This window comes from Cohnella faecalis (assembly GCF_003570905.1).
Classification (GTDB): domain Bacteria; phylum Bacillota; class Bacilli; order Paenibacillales; family Paenibacillaceae; genus Cohnella; species Cohnella faecalis.
This window is the reverse complement of sequence record NZ_QXJM01000040.1, coordinates 323,896-343,427: the sequence shown is the minus strand read 5'-3', so window position 1 is coordinate 343,427 and position 19,532 is coordinate 323,896. Positions and strand designations below refer to the sequence as shown.

General features: G+C 50.7%; 20 protein-coding genes. 17 read left to right on the top strand and 3 right to left on the bottom strand.

The window, feature by feature from the left end:
- Positions 1-4 precede the first annotated feature (4 nt).
- Positions 5-1,738, top strand: a complete 1,734-nt coding sequence (locus tag D3H35_RS23010; RefSeq protein ID WP_119151926.1) for an ABC transporter ATP-binding protein — start codon at positions 5-7, stop codon at positions 1,736-1,738.
- A gap of 467 nt (positions 1,739-2,205) precedes the next feature.
- On the opposite strand, the gene D3H35_RS23005 is transcribed toward D3H35_RS23010, so the two are convergent.
- Complete coding sequence (locus tag D3H35_RS23005; RefSeq protein ID WP_119151512.1) at positions 2,206-2,409, bottom strand: DUF378 domain-containing protein; 204 nt, start codon at positions 2,407-2,409, stop codon at positions 2,206-2,208.
- A 73-nt stretch (positions 2,410-2,482) separates the two neighbouring features.
- On the bottom strand, positions 2,483-3,004 hold the full coding sequence (locus D3H35_RS23000; RefSeq protein WP_233568108.1) for a GNAT family N-acetyltransferase: 522 nt from the start codon (positions 3,002-3,004) through the stop codon (positions 2,483-2,485).
- Between the two features lie 96 nt (positions 3,005-3,100).
- Between D3H35_RS23000 and D3H35_RS22995 the strand changes: the two genes are divergently transcribed.
- The 12 genes from D3H35_RS22995 to D3H35_RS22935 all read left to right on the top strand — a co-directional run bounded on the left by D3H35_RS22995 (position 3,101) and on the right by D3H35_RS22935 (position 13,391).
- Positions 3,101-4,324, top strand: coding sequence for an MFS transporter (locus D3H35_RS22995; RefSeq protein WP_119151511.1), 1,224 nt, complete (start codon positions 3,101-3,103; stop codon positions 4,322-4,324).
- A gap of 20 nt (positions 4,325-4,344) precedes the next feature.
- Positions 4,345-5,181, top strand: a complete 837-nt coding sequence (locus D3H35_RS22990; protein ID WP_119151510.1) for a sulfurtransferase — start codon at positions 4,345-4,347, stop codon at positions 5,179-5,181.
- Positions 5,182-5,540: 359 nt separating this feature from the next.
- Positions 5,541-6,278, top strand: a complete 738-nt coding sequence (locus D3H35_RS32805; protein ID WP_233568107.1) for a CD3324 family protein — start codon at positions 5,541-5,543, stop codon at positions 6,276-6,278.
- Positions 6,279-6,321: 43 nt separating this feature from the next.
- Positions 6,322-6,837, top strand: coding sequence for a THUMP domain-containing protein (locus tag D3H35_RS22980; protein WP_411675166.1), 516 nt, complete (start codon positions 6,322-6,324; stop codon positions 6,835-6,837).
- A gap of 8 nt (positions 6,838-6,845) precedes the next feature.
- Positions 6,846-7,343 (top strand): TRM11 family SAM-dependent methyltransferase, encoded by a 498-nt coding sequence (locus D3H35_RS34975; RefSeq protein WP_119151508.1) that lies wholly within the window; start codon positions 6,846-6,848, stop codon positions 7,341-7,343.
- Positions 7,340-7,786 (top strand): ParB N-terminal domain-containing protein, encoded by a 447-nt coding sequence (locus D3H35_RS22970; RefSeq protein WP_119151507.1) that lies wholly within the window; start codon positions 7,340-7,342, stop codon positions 7,784-7,786. The genes D3H35_RS34975 and D3H35_RS22970 overlap by 4 nt, the downstream gene beginning before the upstream one ends.
- Complete coding sequence (locus tag D3H35_RS22965) at positions 7,786-8,328, top strand: AAA family ATPase (RefSeq protein ID WP_119151506.1); 543 nt, start codon at positions 7,786-7,788, stop codon at positions 8,326-8,328. Before D3H35_RS22970 ends, D3H35_RS22965 begins: the two co-directional genes overlap by 1 nt.
- 844 nt (positions 8,329-9,172) lie before the next feature.
- A complete protein-coding gene (locus D3H35_RS22955) occupies positions 9,173-9,598 on the top strand; it encodes a MarR family winged helix-turn-helix transcriptional regulator (RefSeq protein WP_158594236.1) in 426 nt (141 codons plus the stop codon).
- A 138-nt stretch (positions 9,599-9,736) separates the two neighbouring features.
- Positions 9,737-10,495 carry an SDR family NAD(P)-dependent oxidoreductase gene (locus D3H35_RS22950; protein WP_158593960.1) on the top strand — a complete coding sequence of 253 codons (759 nt, stop codon included), beginning with the start codon at positions 9,737-9,739 and terminating at the stop codon, positions 10,493-10,495.
- Between the two features lie 96 nt (positions 10,496-10,591).
- Positions 10,592-10,978 (top strand): hypothetical protein, encoded by a 387-nt coding sequence (locus D3H35_RS22945; protein ID WP_147355749.1) that lies wholly within the window; start codon positions 10,592-10,594, stop codon positions 10,976-10,978.
- 325 nt (positions 10,979-11,303) lie between these two features.
- Positions 11,304-11,819, top strand: coding sequence for a GNAT family N-acetyltransferase (locus D3H35_RS22940; protein ID WP_119148110.1), 516 nt, complete (start codon positions 11,304-11,306; stop codon positions 11,817-11,819).
- 822 nt (positions 11,820-12,641) lie between these two features.
- The gene (locus D3H35_RS22935) at positions 12,642-13,391 is read left to right on the top strand and encodes a class I SAM-dependent methyltransferase (RefSeq protein ID WP_119148112.1); all 750 of its coding nucleotides are present in this window, start codon (positions 12,642-12,644) and stop codon (positions 13,389-13,391) included.
- A 208-nt stretch (positions 13,392-13,599) separates the two neighbouring features.
- Here the strand turns inward: D3H35_RS22935 and D3H35_RS22930 are convergent, their stop codons facing one another.
- The gene (locus D3H35_RS22930; RefSeq protein ID WP_119151504.1) at positions 13,600-14,496 is read right to left on the bottom strand and encodes an AraC family transcriptional regulator; all 897 of its coding nucleotides are present in this window, start codon (positions 14,494-14,496) and stop codon (positions 13,600-13,602) included.
- Positions 14,497-15,833: 1,337 nt separating this feature from the next.
- Between D3H35_RS22930 and D3H35_RS22925 the strand changes: the two genes are divergently transcribed.
- Genes D3H35_RS22925 through D3H35_RS22910 form a run of 4 tightly spaced genes read left to right on the top strand, consistent with a single transcriptional unit; the run spans position 15,834 to position 19,313 of the window.
- Complete coding sequence (locus D3H35_RS22925; RefSeq protein ID WP_233568106.1) at positions 15,834-16,391, top strand: RNA polymerase sigma factor; 558 nt, start codon at positions 15,834-15,836, stop codon at positions 16,389-16,391.
- Positions 16,392-16,441: 50 nt separating this feature from the next.
- Positions 16,442-17,137, top strand: a complete 696-nt coding sequence (locus D3H35_RS22920; protein WP_411675168.1) for an ABC transporter substrate-binding protein — start codon at positions 16,442-16,444, stop codon at positions 17,135-17,137.
- Positions 17,134-17,889 (top strand): type 2 periplasmic-binding domain-containing protein, encoded by a 756-nt coding sequence (locus D3H35_RS22915; protein ID WP_119151502.1) that lies wholly within the window; start codon positions 17,134-17,136, stop codon positions 17,887-17,889. Before D3H35_RS22920 ends, D3H35_RS22915 begins: the two co-directional genes overlap by 4 nt.
- Positions 17,890-17,933: 44 nt before the next feature.
- Entirely contained in the window at positions 17,934-19,313 is a 1,380-nt protein-coding gene (locus tag D3H35_RS22910; protein WP_119151501.1) for an ABC transporter substrate-binding protein, read from the top strand.
- Positions 19,314-19,532 lie beyond the last annotated feature (219 nt).

Sequence of the window (19,532 nt, the reverse complement as noted above, 5' to 3'; positions counted from 1 at the left end):
GACTTTGCTTCGCCGATTTATGATTAATTATCGCCCTTATAGGCGCTTGTTTTTGATCGATTTCACGTGCGCGGTCGTGGCCGCTCTGCTTGAGCTCGGGTTTCCGATTGGGGTTCAGTGGACGATCGACGAGCTGCTGCCCTCGCGCGACTGGTCGTTGATCGCTTGGGTATGCGCGGGCTTGCTTGCGCTGTACGTGATCAGCATGGGGCTACAGTTCGTCGTCAACTATTGGGGGCACATGCTCGGCATCAACATCGAGACAAACATGCGCAAAAATCTGTTCAACCATCTGCAGAAGCTGTCCTTTCGATTTTACGACAATACGAAAACGGGCCAGATTATGTCGAGGCTGACGAACGATCTGTTCGATCTCGGGGAGATGGCGCATCACGGTCCCGAGGATTTTTTCATTGCGATTATGACTCTCGTTGGCGCTTTCGGCATTATGGCGATGGTGAATTGGGAGCTGGCATGCATCACATTCATCGTTGTTCCGATTCTGGCGTGGTTGATCGTTTTCTTCAACAAGAAGCTGAACATCGCGGCGGTCGGTATGTTCGAGAAGATCGCCGACGTGAACGCGCGCGTCGAGGACAGCATTTCCGGCATTCGCGTCGTCAAATCGTTCGGCAACGAGACGTTCGAGAAGGAGCGTTTCGAGAAAAACAACCAGGCGTTCCGCTCGGCGAAGCTGAAATCGTATTTTGCGATATCGCTTAGCTCGTCCGGCATCTATATGCTCACTCGCTTCATTACGTTGACAGTGCTCGTGTTCGGTGCCTGGTTTGCTTACACGGGGCGTATCAGCTATGGCGAGTTGGTCGGATTTTTGCTGTATGTGAACATTTTTCTGAGACCTATCGATAAAATCAATGCGCTTCTGGAGCTGTATCCAAAAGGAATGGCCGGATTCAAGCGGTATTGCGAGCTGATGGATACCGAGCCGGACGTGAAGGATGCGCCGGATGCCGTCGACGTGCAGCGCCTTCGGGGCGACATCGAGTTCCGCGACGTGACGTTCGGGTACGAGAATCACGCCCATATTCTGCAAGGAATCAATCTTCGCATAAGGGCCGGAGAGACGATCGCGCTTGTCGGCCCTTCCGGGGCGGGCAAATCCACGCTGTGCAGCCTCATTCCGCGATTCTACGAGATCGACGGCGGAGAGCTGACCATCGACGGGATCGATATTCGCCGGATGAAGCAGACGTCGCTTCGCAATCAGATCGGCGTCGTGCAGCAGGACGTGTTCCTCTTCAACGGAACGATTCGGGAAAATATCGCTTACGGACGTCTTGGTGCATCCGAGGAGGAGATCGCCGAGGCTGCGAGCCAAGCGTCGCTGGACGGCTTGCTCGAATCGCTTCCGGACGGACTCGATACGTTCATCGGCGAGCGGGGGCTCAAGCTGTCGGGCGGCCAGCGCCAGCGGCTGTCGATTGCGCGGATTTTCTTGAAAAATCCGCCGATTCTCATCCTGGACGAAGCGACGTCGGCGCTCGATACCGAGACGGAATCGCTCATCCAGCAAGCGCTTGAGCGGCTGTCGCGCAATCGGACGACGCTCATCATCGCCCACCGTCTCGCGACGATCCGCCACGCCGACCGCATTCTGGTCGTGACGGAGGACGGCATCGCAGAGCAAGGCCGCCACGAGGAGCTGCTGGCAGCCGGCGGCGTCTACGCCCGCTTGAGCGCAGCGCAAGTCGGCCAGGCTGCGGCGAAAGAGTGGTAGGAGCTCCTACTAAATGCTCGATGCGGCACGTTACAGTCGAAAGAGTGGTACGAGATCTAACTGTTAGCACGTCGCAACGGATTTTGGGCAAAAGTATGGTAGCCTGCTCCCACTATGCGCTCCGAGGCGGCGCGTTACCATCGAAAGAGTGGTACGAGATCCAACTGTTAGCACGTCGCAACGGATTTTGGGCAAAAGTATGGTACCAGCTCCCACTAAATGCCCAAGGCGGCGCGTTACAGTCGAAAGAGTGGTACGAGATCCAACTGTTAGCACGCTGAAACGGATTTTGGGCAAAAGTATGGTACCAGCTCCCACTAAATGCTCGAAGCGGCGTGCTACCATCGAAAGAGTGGTACGAGCTCCCCCTAATTGCGCGCACTTGCGGACTTTCGGCAAAAGGGGATACAGCTTCAACAAAAAGGCTGTCCCCTGGAGGACAGCCTTTTCCCCTTGCCTGTGCTCCTCTAGTTGTCCTTGGCTGCTCTGGGCAGGAGCGATATGGCGTACAGTGCGGCTACGCCGATGATCGTGTACACGATTTTGGAGCCGACCTCGTCGGAGCCTCCGAACAGCTCGCTCACGACATCATACTCAAACAGACCGACCGAAAGCCAATTCAAGCCTCCCAGGATGATGAGCACCAGGCTGATTAAATTAAGTGCTTTCATTCAGAAACAGCCTCCTATGTCGAAGGATTGTTTGTTCCCTACAGATGTATGTGCGAGGAATTGGCGTTATTCCTTATAAACTCGCCGCGCCGGGCATCCATACCATGCACAGGATGGACACCATGCCGTGCGAAGCTCTCCGCTCGTATTCGTCCGTGATGCGGAACCCCGCTTTCTCATAAGCGCGGATCGCGCGTACGTTCCAGCGCTCAACCTCAAGATCGACCTCTCCGTCCGGCGGCATCCGGCTGCGCGCCAGCTCTGCAGCCAACCGGATAAGCGAAGTACCGTAGCCTCTGCCGCATAGATCGGGACGCAAGCCGATGCCGAGCCGAATCGCGCGATCGAGCGGGAACAGCTGCGCATACCCGACGAGGTCATTCTCCGCACTGCGGAACGACCGGAACTGCTGACTGCGAATATCGGGATCTCCGAATTCCTTTGCCTGCCGAACCATCTCGTCCCACGTCAACCATCGGTATACGTCATACGGCTCGGGATAACGCCACTCGCAGATCTTTTTCGCGTCATTTTCCGTCATACTGTCGATTCGAAAGAAGGGAGCGGCCTCGTTCATCCTGTTCGTCACATCCATTTCTTAAACGTCCGTTAACTCTAATTATATGCTTTTCGTGGTATGATGGTGGGGTTGGTTTATTGTACGGCTATAAAGGACGGTGCAGCTGCTTCTATGTCTAGGCTGATCTTTTTAGGTTGTGTCGCTTATTTGGTAGTCGGTCTTGGCCAGCTCGTAGTTGGAACGGTGATGGAGCCGATGGTGCATGCGTACGGCGTGCAGTATGGAGACGGCGGTCAGCTTGTTATGAATCAGTTTCTCGGCGGGTTGGTCGGCATCGTAGCTGCGCCGTGGCTCATGAGACAAATCGGCAAAAAAGCGCTTCTGTTATCCGCCCTCGGGCTGCTGACGGTTGTCCAGTTCGTCTATTTGTCGGAGCCGCCATGGATGGTCATGCTGACAATCGGTCCTATAGCGGGCTTTGGGTTCGGAACGACGGAAGCGGTTGTCGGCTCGTTCATTATCGGAGCGGCGGGGGCTAACGCGAACATCGCGATGAGCCGGGTGGAAGTGTTCTTCGGTGTCGGGGCTCTGCTCATGCCGTTCGCGGGCGCGGCGCTGATCAAAGCGGGATATTGGAAATCCGCTTTCGGTCTCGTAGGATCGTTGGCTGTCGTGTCGATCATTCTGTGGACGATGTTCTGGCCTAAAGTTCTGGATGCAACGCTGAACGGGACGGAGCACTCCGAGGAGGAAAAAGCGAGGACGGCGCCATCGAGAGAGTCCAACCGCAAAACGCTGCTTCTCGTGCTGATTCCTTGCTCCGTCTTTTTCGCTGTCTATGTAGGGTTCGAGATGAGCTTCGTTCATTATTTGCCGTCCGTCCTTGTCCAGGACAGCGGCATGACCGAGTCGGCTGCGGCGCTCATACTGAGCGTATATTGGGGCGCAATGACGCTGGGGCGAATGGTAGCGGGACACGCGGCGGACCGGTGGGGAGGCGCGGCTTATCTGATTTGGATGTGCGTCGCTTGCGCCGTATTCTCTCTCGTGATGGGAGTGTGGCAAGGGGCAACGTCGACCTTCGTCTTCACATTCTTGGCCGGAATCGCGATGTCCGGAATGTTCGCTATCGCGCTCGTGTTTGCGAATCGGGCCGCGCCGGGCATGACGGAGAAAACGACGAGCATGCTTATGGCCTTCGGAGGTCTTGGCGGAGCTTTGCTGCCGAAGCTGACGGGCTGGTATCTGGATGAGTTCGGCGCGAGCGCGACGAGGTGGTTATTCGCGATATTATCGGTCGTGATGCTCGGAATCATCGTCTGGGCGGTGTTGGCCGCGAAGCGTGCCCGTTCCGGGACAGGAGCGTCGGACTATCGACAAATTTCCGTTCAATAAAAGAGAGGCGGTTAGTGAAAATGAAATCCATTGTATCGTTAAAATGGTTGCTGGCTCGCATGTACGAAGCGGATCTGGTCATCGCGGATTGCCGATTCCAGCTCGGGAAGCCCGATGCCGGCCGAGAAGCTTATGAGGAATCGCATATTCCCGGAGCCGTCTATCTGGATTTGGAGAAGGATTTGTCGGCTCCGGTTGGCGAGCATGGGGGCCGTCATCCTTTGCCGGACATTGAGGCTCTTGTGAAAAGCTTGAGCAAAGCGGGAATTGGTCCCGACACGAGAGTCGTCGCGTATGACGATCAAGGCGGGGCGATGGCGTCGCGGCTTTGGTGGCTGCTGAAGTATTTGGGTCACGACAACGCGTATGTGTTGGACGAAGGGTTCTCGGCATGGAAGCGGGAAGGGTTCCCGATTTCTTCCGAGCAGAAGGTTCTTATCCCGGCTCCGTTCGTGGCCGAAGTTCGGCCGGATCTTGTGGTCGGGATGGAAGAAGTGCGTCGGAAGAAATCGGAGCCGGGCGTAGTGCTGATCGACTCCCGCGAAGCTCCGCGCTATCGCGGCGAGGTTGAGCCGATCGACAAGGCCGCCGGCCACATCCCGGGCGCGATCAACCGCTTCTGGGCAGAAGGCCGCCGCGCGGACGGAACGTGGAAGAACGCAGACGAGCAGGCCGAGCGCTTCGCGGATTTGCCTCGCGACGCCGAAATTATCGTTTACTGCGGCTCCGGCGTAACTGCAACGCCTAACGTGCTGGCTTTGGAGGCGGCGGGGTTTGAGAATGTGAAGCTTTATGCGGGTAGTTGGAGTGATTGGATTAGCTACTCTGGCAATGCCATTGCTTTCGGGGATGAGTAGGAACCTAGCAAGGCATAACAGTATGTAGATTTTGAATACATCGCCATGTGGCCTACACGCCCCGGCGATGTATTTTTTATGTCTCGAAGTCAACACGGAGTCAACAATTGGGTTCAGAAAGTGTTTACGCCGTAATCTGAAAGAGAGTATTCTCGTACTTCTTGCTGTATCATTATTTCAAAGCATCTCGAACAGAGATACACATTGAATCAACGAAGATTGTTTGGCGTAAATCAACGAAAAGTCAACATTTCAAGCAATTCAAAAGAACTCGTAGTCAAAAAGGGACTTCATACCAAATCGCGAATATATAAAGTACTTACAACACAATAATTTTCCAACAAGTGGTGAATCATACGATGAATTATGAGAATGCCGGTGATGTTTTGCCGGAGCAGCTGTTGAAAGAAGTGAAGAAGTATGCGGCAGGCAAGCTTCTATATATTCCTCGCGAGCAAGAGAAGAAAGCTTGGGGCGAGGTTTCGGGATACCGACATCACCTTGTCCGGCGGAATCAACTCATATTGAACAAGTTCTTCCATGACACCGAAATCCGCGAGCTGGCGAATGAATTTTGTCTATCCGAGGAAACGATCAAAAGAATCGTGTACTCGAAGAAAGATACGAATAAACTCGATTATCATCCAACCTCAAAGTCTGCGGCGGCGTACTCGGAAGCGGGCATGCTTGAAGAATGGATTCATACCTACCTGTTATTCGATCGCCGCAATAAAGCTTTCTCGGATGGGCTGCGGCTCTTTTATCGATATTATTTGGGTCCGATCAAGATGCCCTTGTCGATATTTCAAAGATCCAGCGGGCCGGAAGAACATTTGAAATGGAGGGTTCATCCGACAGTATTCGAGAATAGGGTCGCATCTTGGATGGATAAAATCAGAAGCGGCGAAGACACCCCTCCGATAATTATCAATTACGATAAGGGAATATTCGAAATCAACAACGATAATCCGTTATTCGAAGCGTTGAAGCGGTCCGAAATAATGGAGTATCCGATCATTATTTGGATTACGGAAAGAGAGGATCACGATACTTTTGTAACGGATTATGCCATGTATGTCGAGAATAACTTAAGTTAAACAAGTAATACTTTCTATGGATTTCCTCCATTATGATTAGGGTATGAGCACCTATTTTTTCGCAACCGTTACATACGGGCTGGAAGCTGTATTGGCAGACGAAATCAAAGAGCTGGGCATCGAAGTGCGAGGGATAAAATATGAACGCGGTAAGATAATATTCCAAGCGTTTGGAGAAGCTGCGCGGCTGATGAGGCTGCGCTGTGCCGATAATGTCTACAGGATCATTGCGGAATTTGAAGTCGGACCGCATAAATCGGACTTAATTCAGATTGAAATTGGCATGAAGAAATTGAACTGGGAGCGGCTCGCCTTTGAATATTCGAGATCAAGAGAAATTTGTGTAAGCGCTAGCAGAAGAGGGAAGCATGCGTTTTCCCGTTTCGATATGATCACAACGATCGAGAACGCCTTAGCGAGAAATGGCTTTACGCGAGCTGGAAAAGATACCGAGGGCGCTATGTGTATTCGCGCTGATCTCGACGGGACATGCTGCAGAATCTCTATTAAGCTGACAGACGCTGCGTTTCGGTTTCGGGGAATGATCGTACTTTTTTAAAAGGCGGCATCAGACCGACGGTAGCAGCCGTACTCGTTCGAATCAGCCAACCTAGTAAGAACGATGTTTGTTATGACCCGTTTTGCGGTTCGGGAACGATACCGGATGAACGAGCCCATCTCCCTGCGAGAAGAATCTTGGCAAGTGATATAGATGAAGGGGCCGTAATGGTGGCTGAAGTAAACTGCAGAGATAGCGTCGTCGTATTTCATGCGGATGCCAGGAAAACGCCCTCCCAGTCTGAAAGCGTAGATATCATTATATCGAACCCGCCTTGGAATAAGCAGATTGCAGTAGGGGACGTTCGCGCGCTATATGCGGAATTTATGGCCGAGGCCGCAAGAATATTGAAACCGCATGGGCGAATCGTTCTGCTTACGGACTGTCATGAGGAGATCACTGCGGCATCCACAGAAAACGGGCTGCGCTTATATGAAAGGCATAGCCTTAGCCTTCACGGCCTGCATCCTAAAGTGTATGAACTAAGAAAGGAGATATCCTCGTGAAGTACGGCAGCACCAAAATAGCAATGGCGTATGCCGAGCGCGGCGCGATTGCCGAGTGGATTCAATTGTTTCTAAGGAACGATGGGAAGAACGTGGCGCTAGCAGACGGATTACTGCTGGAGCAAAGATACTATATTGGTCCGATTATAACGGATATATCCGCGTTCGGTATCGAAGAAGGGGCTCCATCGTATCTAACGGATGTGAATGATATCGCATGGTTTTTCCATGTGGTTGATCGAATGAAGGAAATGATCGGAGATTGGGACATGCCGCCTTTGATCGTTCAGTATGATGAGGACCAATATGAGATTAATGATGGGCGCCACCGCAACGAAGCATTGCGCCAACTGAAAATCACAAATGCGCCGGTTGTTTTTTGGATGAGTTCTGAGGAAGATCATCGATTTATCGTAGAGCAGATAAGGGGAGACAAACGATAATGCAAAAATACCCGTTATTTATTATTACAGGAGCTAGCGGTGTCGGAAAGACAACGGTAATGCATGTACTTAGAGACCTAATGCCTGAATTTGTCGTATTCAGCACGGACTATGATAATTTCGGCACAACAGCGGATAAGCTGGAATATCAGGAGCGGTATAACTTGCTGCTTCATTTTGCCCATGCCGTTGCAAAGTCCGGTAGAGGAACGATTATTTGCGGAACGATGATGCCGTGGGATGCACAGAAATGCGATGCGTACAATAACTTTAGCGAAGTTTGCTTTATTAACTTGCATTGCGATGATGCAACACGCAATTCCCGTCTTCGGAATCGTGAAGATAAAGCCATGTGGACGGATGATATGCTGCAACAGCATGAGGAATTTGCTCAGTGGCTTCTTGATCATGCGGATACTCATTATAATCCTCCAATGCCCACAATTGATACAACTTTTACGCCACCGTCCCAAGTGGCAGAGCAAATCAAAAGATACGTAATATTAAAGTGGAATGAGAGGACTGCGAATACGGAAGATTGAAGTGATGGAGTTGTCAGATGTAATTCCAGAAGTTCCACGAAGGGCATCTGACAGCTGGAGCGATTGGATTAGTTGGCAAGATAATCCGATAGCCAACGGAGATCAAGAGGAACGGAATGAAGGATAGCAGTTATTAATCAATGAATACATCGCCATGTGGCCTGTTCGCCCTGGTGCTGTATTTTATACTCCGAAGTCAACACGGAGTCAACGTGTGCTTCCTGAAAATACTTACATCGCGGTTCAAACCGAGCGTACGCTCTCATGTCCATGTATATAAAGATGGGCTGGGACAGCCACCAACCTTCGGTGACAACCCGGCCCATCATCTGGAAGTCAACAATTTTTGCTGTCGATGAATATGATCAACAGGAAATCAACAATTTCTTGATTACCGGCTACCATTGATCATTTCTGCAATTTCTGAAGAGATTTCTTCGACGGTATGTGTTGCGGCGCTTCTAGCCAGTTTATCGGCCAGTGAGGGGCTAAAATCAAAAACTTCCTTTTTGGTGATGTTATGCCATATCGGAAGGACGACCTGCTGTCAGTCAAGAATGGATTACTTTGATTGGGGTTACTGCCTTGAACAAGTGATGGCACCTTTTGATAAAGGTCGTTCTTGTAATTTGGGTAATGCACCTGGCAACATCCGAATGGAAGACTTAACAGTTCCTCTATAACGCAATCACATACACCCGAGTTGTAGCGCGCACGTTAATCCATCGGTTCGATTGCCGCTATGCTGACTGATGAAGCGAAGTCGGTTGACACTCTGGAAATTTCTGATTTATAATTAGGATGCTAATTATATTTACAGGATCTCAGAATGGAGCCATACCGCATGTCTCAATCCATCCTTTACTTAAAAAGAACTTATATTATTATGCGCAAAGAGCTTGACGTGCGGTTAAGTACATTTAATCTGACGACTTCGCAATTCGAGATCCTGGGCTATTTGGCTCAATCTGGAGGGTTGGAGCAGCAGAAGCTCCAGCATCATAGCGGAATTACATCCGCGACGTTGACCGGAATATTAGATAAGCTGGAGGCTCGGTCATACATCTCCCGTAAGCCTAGCCATACGGACGGAAGGGCTAACGTTGTGACGCTCACGCAGCAGGGCAACGAGGTGTTCGGTAAGCTGGTAGATCTTATTCTGGAATTCGAGAACGAGATGCTTAAAGGGTTCACGCAAGCCGAGAGAGATTTGCTGGGACAGTGGCTGCAACGAGTAGCGAAGAATCTAGGGGATAAGGAATATTATTAATAGGGCTCCTAGCCTTCACTAATAGCTAGCATCCTAACGATCGGAGAATGGAGGTGAGTGCAATGGTGCGTATATAAGGACGAAGATGAAAAACATTTGTTTTATAGCTAGGATCCTAACAAAATGCAGGGGGTTATTATGCGAATCGTAATTACGGGAGGAACTAGCGGAATCGGTTACGGGACGGCGCGCTTAGCCGCGGAACGCGGTTGGAAGGTGACAATCGTCGGTCGAAATCGGGCCCAAGGCGCTAAAATTACCGCCGAGCTGGGGGTGGATTACCTCCATGCAGATCTGTCCAAGATGTCGGATGTACGTCGATTAGCGGAACAGATAGAAGGACCGATTAATGCGTTAGCGCTGTGTGCGGGAGGAATATCTACCGACAAGGAGGTCCGGCTGACCAATGAAGGGTTGGAGACGACATTCGCAACAAACTATTTGAGTAAATTCGCGTTATCGGAGATGCTTCTTCAGCAGAACAAAATCGTACCCGACGGATGCATCGTGATGGTAGGTGGCAATGGCGTCCACAAAAATGCTTCAACCGTTTGGGCTGAGCCTCAAGCCGGTTTACAGGCCGCGATGAAGGCAGCGTTTGCGGTCGATCTCTATGCTTCCGAGCTCGCCAAGCGACATCCGCGGTTGCGCGTGCATACTTGCTATCCGGGAATGGTTCGAACGAATCTTTTCCAAGAGGCGCCATTGTTGTTCCGATTGTTGTCTCGAATATTCGGCCAGCCGATAGCCAAAGGTAGCGCTTATCTAGGCCGGCTGATCTTGGAGAATCATTCGGGGGTGCATTGGAAACAGGATCGCCCCATGCGTTTCCGCGTTCCTTTACCCGAAGGCCAAGAAGCCGAAGCTCTATGGGCATATAGTCGACAATATATCTGAACACACAACAAAGGGGGTTTAAGCATGCGCTATAAAGCAGGTTGGCTAGTTCCAAATCATATTTTGGCGTTAACACATTTTGAACCGGTGGTCACAATGGAGGATTTTCGGGATATTGCTACGGATGCGCACATGGCGTTGCAAGAGGCGACGCAGCCCTTTCACCTTCTGATCGATAATCGGTTTATCGTCGATAAGACGGTCGTCAATCTGGATTCAATGTTGAAGGCTCTGCCGATCCTCGAACATACGCACTTGCGATGGATTGTTGTCGTGCTGCCCGAAGCCGTTAAAGAGACTGCGGCAGTTAGACAAATTCAGCGGCATGGTTCGATTCAATTAAAATTCGTAGACAGTCTGACTTCCGCATTCCAGCATCTCGCCCGTGAGGATGACCGTATAGACGGGGTGGTTGGCATGGAATTGAGTTGGAGCGATTGGATTTCGTATGCGGAAAATCCGATTGTTACGGGAGAAGAATAAGAGCTAAGAGGTCGCGTCGGACGCTGGAGACAAGCCTTCCGTTTTCTTGGCTCGGAGAAACAGAGCGAAGTAATAATCGAGCGGGTGGTGCATGGTGATCGCAACGGAAGTCAATCGTTCACGCGTTGCGGTTGCAATTGGGATATGAATCGCTCCTCTCAAAATGGATACAAAAAATTCGCCAAAACTTCAGGCTGCGAAGGGGTACCCTGTTATCCGAAATTTTATTATTGGGATCACCGAGCAAACAAGGAATATACTATGGGTTTGTAGAAATCATTGGGTTATATAATAGGAGTAGTAACTTAGTCGGAGGTCATATAGAATGAGTGCATTTATATTTCCTGAACTAGAGACAGGACGTTTGAGACTCTCTATTCTTACCTTGAACGATTCCGCCGCTGTATATAAGCATTTTTCAGATGAAAACGTAACGCGATTTATGGATATAGACCCATGTAAAGATATACAAGAGGCTAAAGAAATAATCCAATATCACATTGATGATACAGGTAGCCGCTGGGGCATATTCAGTAAGGTTGATTCTCAATTTGTTGGAACCTGTGGTTTCCACTGTTGGGTTCAGGGTGAGCAGCCAAGAGCGGAGATAGGATTTGACTTAGCTAAGGAGCACTGGGGGAAAGGGCTAATGCAAGAAGCACTCCACCCTGTAATAGAAGTTGGTTTTAATCAAATGGGCTTAGAAATCATCGAAGCTACAGTAGAGCAAGGGAATGATAGGTCAATCAACTTGCTGCGAAAGCTTAAATTTGAAAAGGAAACCGAATTAAGAGACCAGCTAATATATTTTTATTTGAATCGACAAAGCTGGAGGGAATAGGTACCTTATTGGGCCGCAAGCTGAAAACAACACGCCAACAGGCTACAAACAACAGTTGGCAGCCCATCCACCCTTCGGGTGCTACCTTGCTTCACTTGGCATTTTGTTGGCAATCCGTACGGCTTGCCCCAGCCACAGGGGTATACTTCGCCTTGGCTCTAACCATACTGTTTCACCAACCCCGCCGTCCAGGGGGTTCTCGCTCCCAATGTGTTCCCAAGCTTAGCCAAGGGAGGTCGTTGCGCATGAGCGCTGGCATATCCTCCGAAACATTCCCGCTGCGCTGATCAGACCCCCTACTTTTTAACGTTGGAACTATTTGAGCATGGGGGTTCGTGGGGGGATAAGAAGCTGGAGCGATTGGATTTCATTTAGCGACAATCCGATTGCGACGGGTGACGAAGAGAAGCCAAAGAACGTATAACAGTATATCGATTTTAGATACAGAGCATGGTGAGCTAAAAGCCATGTCTCTGTATTTTTTATTTTCTGGGGTCAACACAGAGTCAACTCTCAACAGTTTAAAGCACTTGCTCAAATGCATTAATCCAAGCAAGTGTAATTGATGGGAACTCAATACTCAATTTCAGTCATTTACGTAAGGGGTATCATGATTTATGATTAATGTTAATCTTTCAAATGGGGTGAATGGATGTTGTTCCGGATTATTCGAGGTAGCTAGTAATCGGGCTGGGTAACACGCGTGCCAGCCATCAAGGGGCAAGTCTGCCTATTGGAGAAGATACTAGACAATGATCGAATATCGGGACGCATTTACATTGCAATGAATAACCTCATTTCGAAAGGTGGATTATGTTTGCCATGAATGAAAAAGAATATATGGACTTTTATGATAGAGTTGGGCCATTGAACGGCTGGGATTTCAGCAAGCTGAAATGCCGAGTAGAGGGAACGCCAGCAAACTTGTATGAAGAAGTTAAAAAATGTTGTAAACAATCAGATCTATTGCTCGACATCGGCACGGGTGGCGGCGAGGCGATCCTTGCACTTCATGAGGCAGCGCTACTCTTGGTGGGAATCGACCGCTCATCTGGAATGATTCAAAAAGCTAGGGACAATTTGAGGCATTCCGGATTAGCAAATGTACGCTTTATTCAAATGGATGCCGAAAGACTTGATTTTCCTGAACAGTTTTTTGATGTGGTTTCTTGCCGGCATTCGGAGTTTAGCGCTCATCAAGCAGCGAAAGTTTTATCCCAAGGGGGAATATTTTTTTCCCAGCAAGTAAGTGAGGGGGATAAAATTAATCTGAAACAAGCGTTCGGTAGAGGCCAGAGTTACGGTGATTCAGACGGGAATATCATGAAGAAATATATTCAGGACATAACAGAAGCAGGATTTACCGAAATACAGTCGTTTGAGTATGATTCGGAGGAATACTATCAGACGCCCGAAGACTTAATATTTCTTCTTAAACACACACCGATTATCCCTAACTATGGACAAGATAGGGATGATTTTGAAATTCTTCACGCGTTTATTGCAGAGAATCAAACTGCAAAAGGGATTCGAACTAACTCAAAGCGATTTATTTTAAAGGCGCGAAAATAAGTATACAATCCTCTCAAAGACAATCCGACAGCTGGAGCGATTGGATTAGCTATGAGGGGAACCCGGTGGCTACTGGCTCTGAGGAATAACGGAGACATCGCGCCAGACGCGGAAAGAGGCGTACAGATTACAACGTGCTGTACGCCTTTTCGCGTTTTCCAGAATATTCGAAATCAACATGGATTCAACACGCGGTCCCAGAAAATACTTACATCGAAGCTTCCGATCCGCTCGCTCGCTTTTTTACCGGGATCCAGATCTCGCTCTGAAACTCTGGCGAGCTCGTGTCCTTGCTCACGTTCCGCAGCATCTCCGGCCCCGGCGCCAGCTCGTAGCCGGACGTCGGGAACCACTCTGAATAGATGCGCTCCCACACCGAATGCAGCGCCGCCGGGAACGGACCGACCGCCTCGAACAACGCCCATGTCGTAGCCGCCACCTCCAGCGCCGCGAACCGCTCCGGGCAAACATTCGTCGTCGCGGCGCCGATATAATAGTCGAACTCGCCTTGCTTCTCTATGGGTCCCTCGGAGAAGTTCGCCGATGCGCTGACGAGTCCCGCCGGCTCGACGTCGGACAGCCGTTCCAAGCGTGCGAACTCCTCCTCGTCCAGCGAATTCCACATCGCTGCGATGTCCGGGTTCACGCCATTGAATACGATCGGCACCCGCTTGCTGTAGCCGACGATGCGGAATGCTGCTTTGTCCACGATTCGATAGTTCATCTCGCTTCCTCCTTGTATCGTCAATCTGAAGGCCATAGGCGGATAAGCTTTCAGCATCGCGCCCGGCCTCCTGGCTTCAGAAGGCGTCGCGCCATGCAACTGCTGGAATGCCCGCGCAAACGCGTCCGGCGACGAATAGCCGTACTTCAGGGCCAAGTCGATCACCTTCGTGTCGCTTTGCCGCAGCTCTGCCGCGGCGCGCGTCAGCCTTCTGCGCCGGACGTACTCGGACAGCGGAATGCCCGCCAGGAACGAGAACATCCGGATGAAGTGATATTCCGAGCAAAGCGCGATCCGCGACGCCTCGGCCATATCGATGTCGTCTGTGAGCCGTGCTTCTATGTACGCCAGTGCGGCGTTCATGTGCTTCAGCGAATCCATATCTGCTTCAGACCTCCTCTCGTGAACAGAATAACAGGAAACGCGAAGATGTATCCGACTTTCATTGCACCATCATGCAGGGCTGGTCTTTGGCGGAGGTGGATGCTATATGTATAACGATTATAGTCAAATAATCAAAGAGGACAAGCTATGCAAGGTTTTGTAAAACTCAGGGAGACGTGCTTCTAAATAGATACCAATAACGGTAGTTCAAAGCGAATGGGATTGCAAACAACCATCAACAGGCTGCAAACAATAGTGTTGCGACTTGCGCCTGCCCATTCACCCTTCGGGTGCTACTTTACTTTACTTCACTTTGCCTTTTGTTGGCGTTCCGTTCATCTTGACCCAGCCACAGGGGTATACTTCGCCTTGGCTCAATCCAGACTGCCGCTCAAGCCCCGTCCTCCACAGGCTTCTTGCTCCACAAGTCCTCCCAAGCATAGCCAAAGGAGGGGGTTGCACATGGGTGCTGGCATATCCTCCGAGGCATTCCCGCCGCGCTGCTCAGAACCCCTACTTTTTTGTTTCGGAACTATTAGAACATAGGGGTTCGTGGGGGATAAGAAGCTGGAGTGATTGGATTAGTTATGGGGAAAATGCGGTGAAGGTTGGGGACGAAGAAAAACGGAAAGACACATAACAGTCTTTGAAGATTAGATACAGGGCATGTTACGAAAGATGCTTTGGTTCCTGAAAATATTTACAGCAAGGGTAAATACGAACGAACGCTTGTATCCCCGAGTATGAGGAAAGAGCCGGTCAGCTCTACTTATAAGAAGCTGACCGGCTCTTCTTTCGTGCAGCGGTAAGTCAAAATTGAATTTGAATTATCGCTTGGTGTATAAGTCACCTAATAACCCGCAGTCTTCCGACCGCTGATGTGCTTGATTTATACTAATCGATATTATTATCGGAAAAAATACAAAAAAGAATAGATTTGTAATTGATTCTATTTAACGATCAAGGAATTTCCAGAGGAGTATGCGAAGTTCGATACAGAGCATGGCGATAGAAATGCCGTTGTTCTGTATTTTTTATGGGCTGAAGTCAACAGTCACCTGAAAGCACTTATTGAGTGAGTCGGACCTAGTGCATGCTGATATTCCTCATGCACTTCTAAGCCAACAAGTCAACATTGTTGAATTCGTTTTTGAAGGCGCGGCTGTAGGGTACATTTTTCTACAATTATCATAGGTTATTAACTATAACGGGCGACAGATCAGGACAAGTCTCGTCCGCGTTATCGATTCGAAAGTATAATCGAGTTAAACGTGAGGTTCAAAAAGGAACTTCACCCAAAGTTTGTCGTTCTATTATCGGGGAGGGAGACGTCAGTGGGCTTTGATTACATGAAGTATATGACCGAGGGCATGGACAAACGGGCGATTTTCGACGAATTAATGATGACCTACGGCAAAGACGTTTGGAATTATGCCTACTTTATGACCAAACGCAGAGATCTTGCCGATGATATCGTTCAAGACGTCTTCCTGAAAGTATATGGGCATATGGATATTTTTCACGGTGGGACAAGTGTCAAGTCGTGGCTGCTGACGATTACCCGAAACACCGCGCTCGATTACCTGAAAACCGCATGGATACGCAGAGTACAACTATTCCCGGACAGGTTCCGTACGGAAACCCATTTGTCCGCGGAGAACGAATGGTTCGGCAACGAGGAGAAACGGCGCATTTGGAAGCTCGTGCTGGAGCTGCCCCGCAAGCAGCGGGAAGTGCTTCTTCTCGCGACCCACTATCAGATGCCGATGAAGGAAATTTCGGATTTGCTCGGATTGTCGGAAGGAACCGTCAAATCGCGTCTGTATCGCGCCCGCCAAGCGGTTGGAAAACAGCTTGCGGACGGCGTGTCCGAAAGGAGCGAACGAACATGAAGAAGCCGAATGCCGACTGGGAACGCGAACTCCTCGAGACGCCTTTGGGTATGAACGGATTCACAGACCTCATGGTCAAAAAAATCAAGGGGCGTGTCGACATGGCCAATAAGAAAAAAAACCGGTTTTCCCAAGTCGGCGTGGTCGCCGCAGCCGTTGCCCTGCTCGGCTCTGCTTGGCTGTTGCGGGAACCGCTAGCGGATATCGCACGCGGAAAGCAGGCTAATGCGCCAGCGAGCGCACACGAGTGGCAGGACGAAGAAATACGTTTATCTATCCAATATTTTAACAAAAACAGCTTCATGTTCGAATTCGGCAACCGGTTTGCCGTTCTCCATCCGAAGGTGCAATTCGATATTCCGCCCGAACCGGAATCGTACGAACTCGAAGAATACAAGCAATGGTTAGTCAAGAACAAGCCGGACATCGTTCAGGTTCCGCTCAACCTCCTCAAGCCGCTCGCGGACGAAGGGCTGCTCCTTCCGCTCGACGAACGAATCCAACGGGACGGCTTCGCACTCGAAGCATTCCACGCGCCCGTCATCCAGACGATTCGAGAAGCGGGAGCGGGGAAGCTGTACGGCTTCGCGCCGTATTTCGATACGGCCGCTCTCTACTACAACCGTACGTTGTTCGAACGGAACGGCGTGAAACTGCCGACCGACCGGATGAGCTGGGAAGACGTGCTGCGGCTCGCCTCCCGCTTCGGGGGACGACCGAAGACGGCCAGCCCGTATACGGGTTGACGACGCAGGACGGTTCTCCGTTCCAGCTCGTGATGACGATCGGCGAAACGGAAGGCCTTCGCATCACAGGCGGTGACGATGCCGAACCGACGATCAATACCCCGGCTTGGACGCGCATTACGGATGAAGTCGCGAATGCATATCGGAACGGTTCGATATCTGTAGGAAGCAATATAACCAGTTCCATTACGATGGCCGAGCAGTCCAAGTCGTCCCCTTTCTTAAGCGGACGCGCGGCTATGACGTTCATGCCGAGCTATTACCGTTCGGACATTATCGCCGCCACCGAACAGAAGCTTTTCGGAGACGATTGGGGCATCGTCACGCAGCCAGTCGACTCGCGTAATCCCGACCGCGCGTCACAGTTCTCGCTTCCAATCGTCTTCGCCATTACCGCCAACTCCCCAAATTCGGAAGCCGCATGGGCGCTTCTGCAAGATTTCCTCGGACCGGAGAAGGCCGAACAGGACGCAAAGCTCGGCATTTACCGAACGTTTGCCCGACTGCCGGATGAGATGGATCAAGGGCCGCAAGGGAATTCCGTATTTTACAAACTGAATCCGGACGGCCAATCGGTTATCGCGAATATCGGCCGCGCGCTTAACGAGAAAACGTTCCGCTTCGAGCAAGCGCTCGTCCAAGCCGGGAACGAAGAGCTGCAAGCCGTCGTTAAAGGCGATCTCTCCGCCGCGGATGCCCTTAAACGCCTGCAAGCCGAAGCCGAAGCCGGGCAATTCGGTTCGGCTCCCTGATTAAAATACCGCGCGCGATTTGATGAAAAGAGGAGAATCACGACATGAAATTCAATTCCGCGTGGACAAAGGGACGCGCCTGGACGCTCGCCACCGTTCTATTGGGCGCGTTGTTCTTACCCGCCTGCCAGTCCGTTCCTAAGCCCGAAGGGCCGAAAAAGCTGAAAATCGCCATCCCCGACGACAGAGCGTATTCCTACCGCTATCAAACTTTTGTAGACGCGAAATTTCCCGGCTGGGAAATCTCAACCGTTTCCATGGAAGACTTGAAGCTATTCGAACACCCGCTTGAAGCCGGCCAACTATTAGAAGATTTTCTGAAACGGGAAAAGCCCGATCTCGTCTACATGTATTCGTATGTGTATCCCGCCGTCGAAGGGAGCTTGCTGAGAGACCTCGGGGAATACGCAGCGCGGGACAAATGGAGTCTGGACGCGTTCGAACCTGCCGTCATCGATCAGCTCAAAAACAACGATGAGGGAAAGCTATTCGGGCTATCGCCCGGCTTTCGTTCGACGGCTCTTTTCTACAACAAGACGATGTTTGACCGATTCGGTATCGAACGGCCCCATGACCGCATGACTTGGTCCGAAGTGTTCGCCTCGGCCGCAAGGTTCATGCAGGACAAACGGATGGAGAAGGGCAGTTACGGTTTTTCCGAAGCGTTGATGACAACGCCGGTGAATTATTTGACAACTTTATCCACCACGGAAGGCATGCGGTTTTATGACGCAAACACGTTAAAGATGACGATGCAGTCCGAGGTATGGGAGTCGATCTGGAATCGCGTTGCCACGGCCTATCGCCAAGGCGCCATCGGCGCTATCGAGTACAAACCGAAGACCATCGACGGCAATATTGTGTACACCAAAGACGATATGGAGAAGATCAACTTGTTCTTCCAAGGCAAAGCGGCCATGACGACCGGCGGGGACGACTTGATTCAACAATTGCAAAGCGGCCATGTGCCGTTCGAATGGGGCGTTGTCACCGGTCCGGTCAGCGAGCGCGACGGGAACGCGGTCGGCTGGTTCACCGTCGACGACGTGTTCTCGATTCCCGTCGTCTCCGAGCATCCGGAGGAAGCTTGGGAAGTAATACGTTTCCTTCATTCCGAGGATGTCGGAAAGGTAATCGCCTCGACCGATCAGGGACTGTCTTCCTTGAAGAACTTTACGGAATGGAAGAACGATCCGCTTTACAAACCGTTTTACGGCGTTCACTCTTGGCCGGGTGCCTTGAACTCCTGGTCGAACCCCGTTCCGCCGGCATTTCTTGGACCATTTTACGAACTGCTCGCCAAGCAGATGAATGATACGATCTCCGGCAAAACGACCGCAAAGCAAGCGTTGGAAACGTTGCAAACAAAAGGCCAAGCGTTGATGGACAGCCTGCCGACGGAAGCAGCCGCGAATGCCGGATAGACGCGCTAATCGATTTTCGTAACCGCCTTGACGAAAGCTTTCATCGCCGGATGCTTGGCCGACGCCAGCTATTCGGCGATTTTTGTTTCGTCGGCGGTGTTGGAAAGCAAACACGACAAATCGTTCTATGTTGGAACCAGGACAGTACGCTTCTCTTAATAGGTAATGGACTCTCTGATCCAGATATAAACCTTCTTCTCGAAAATGCCAATATATCTT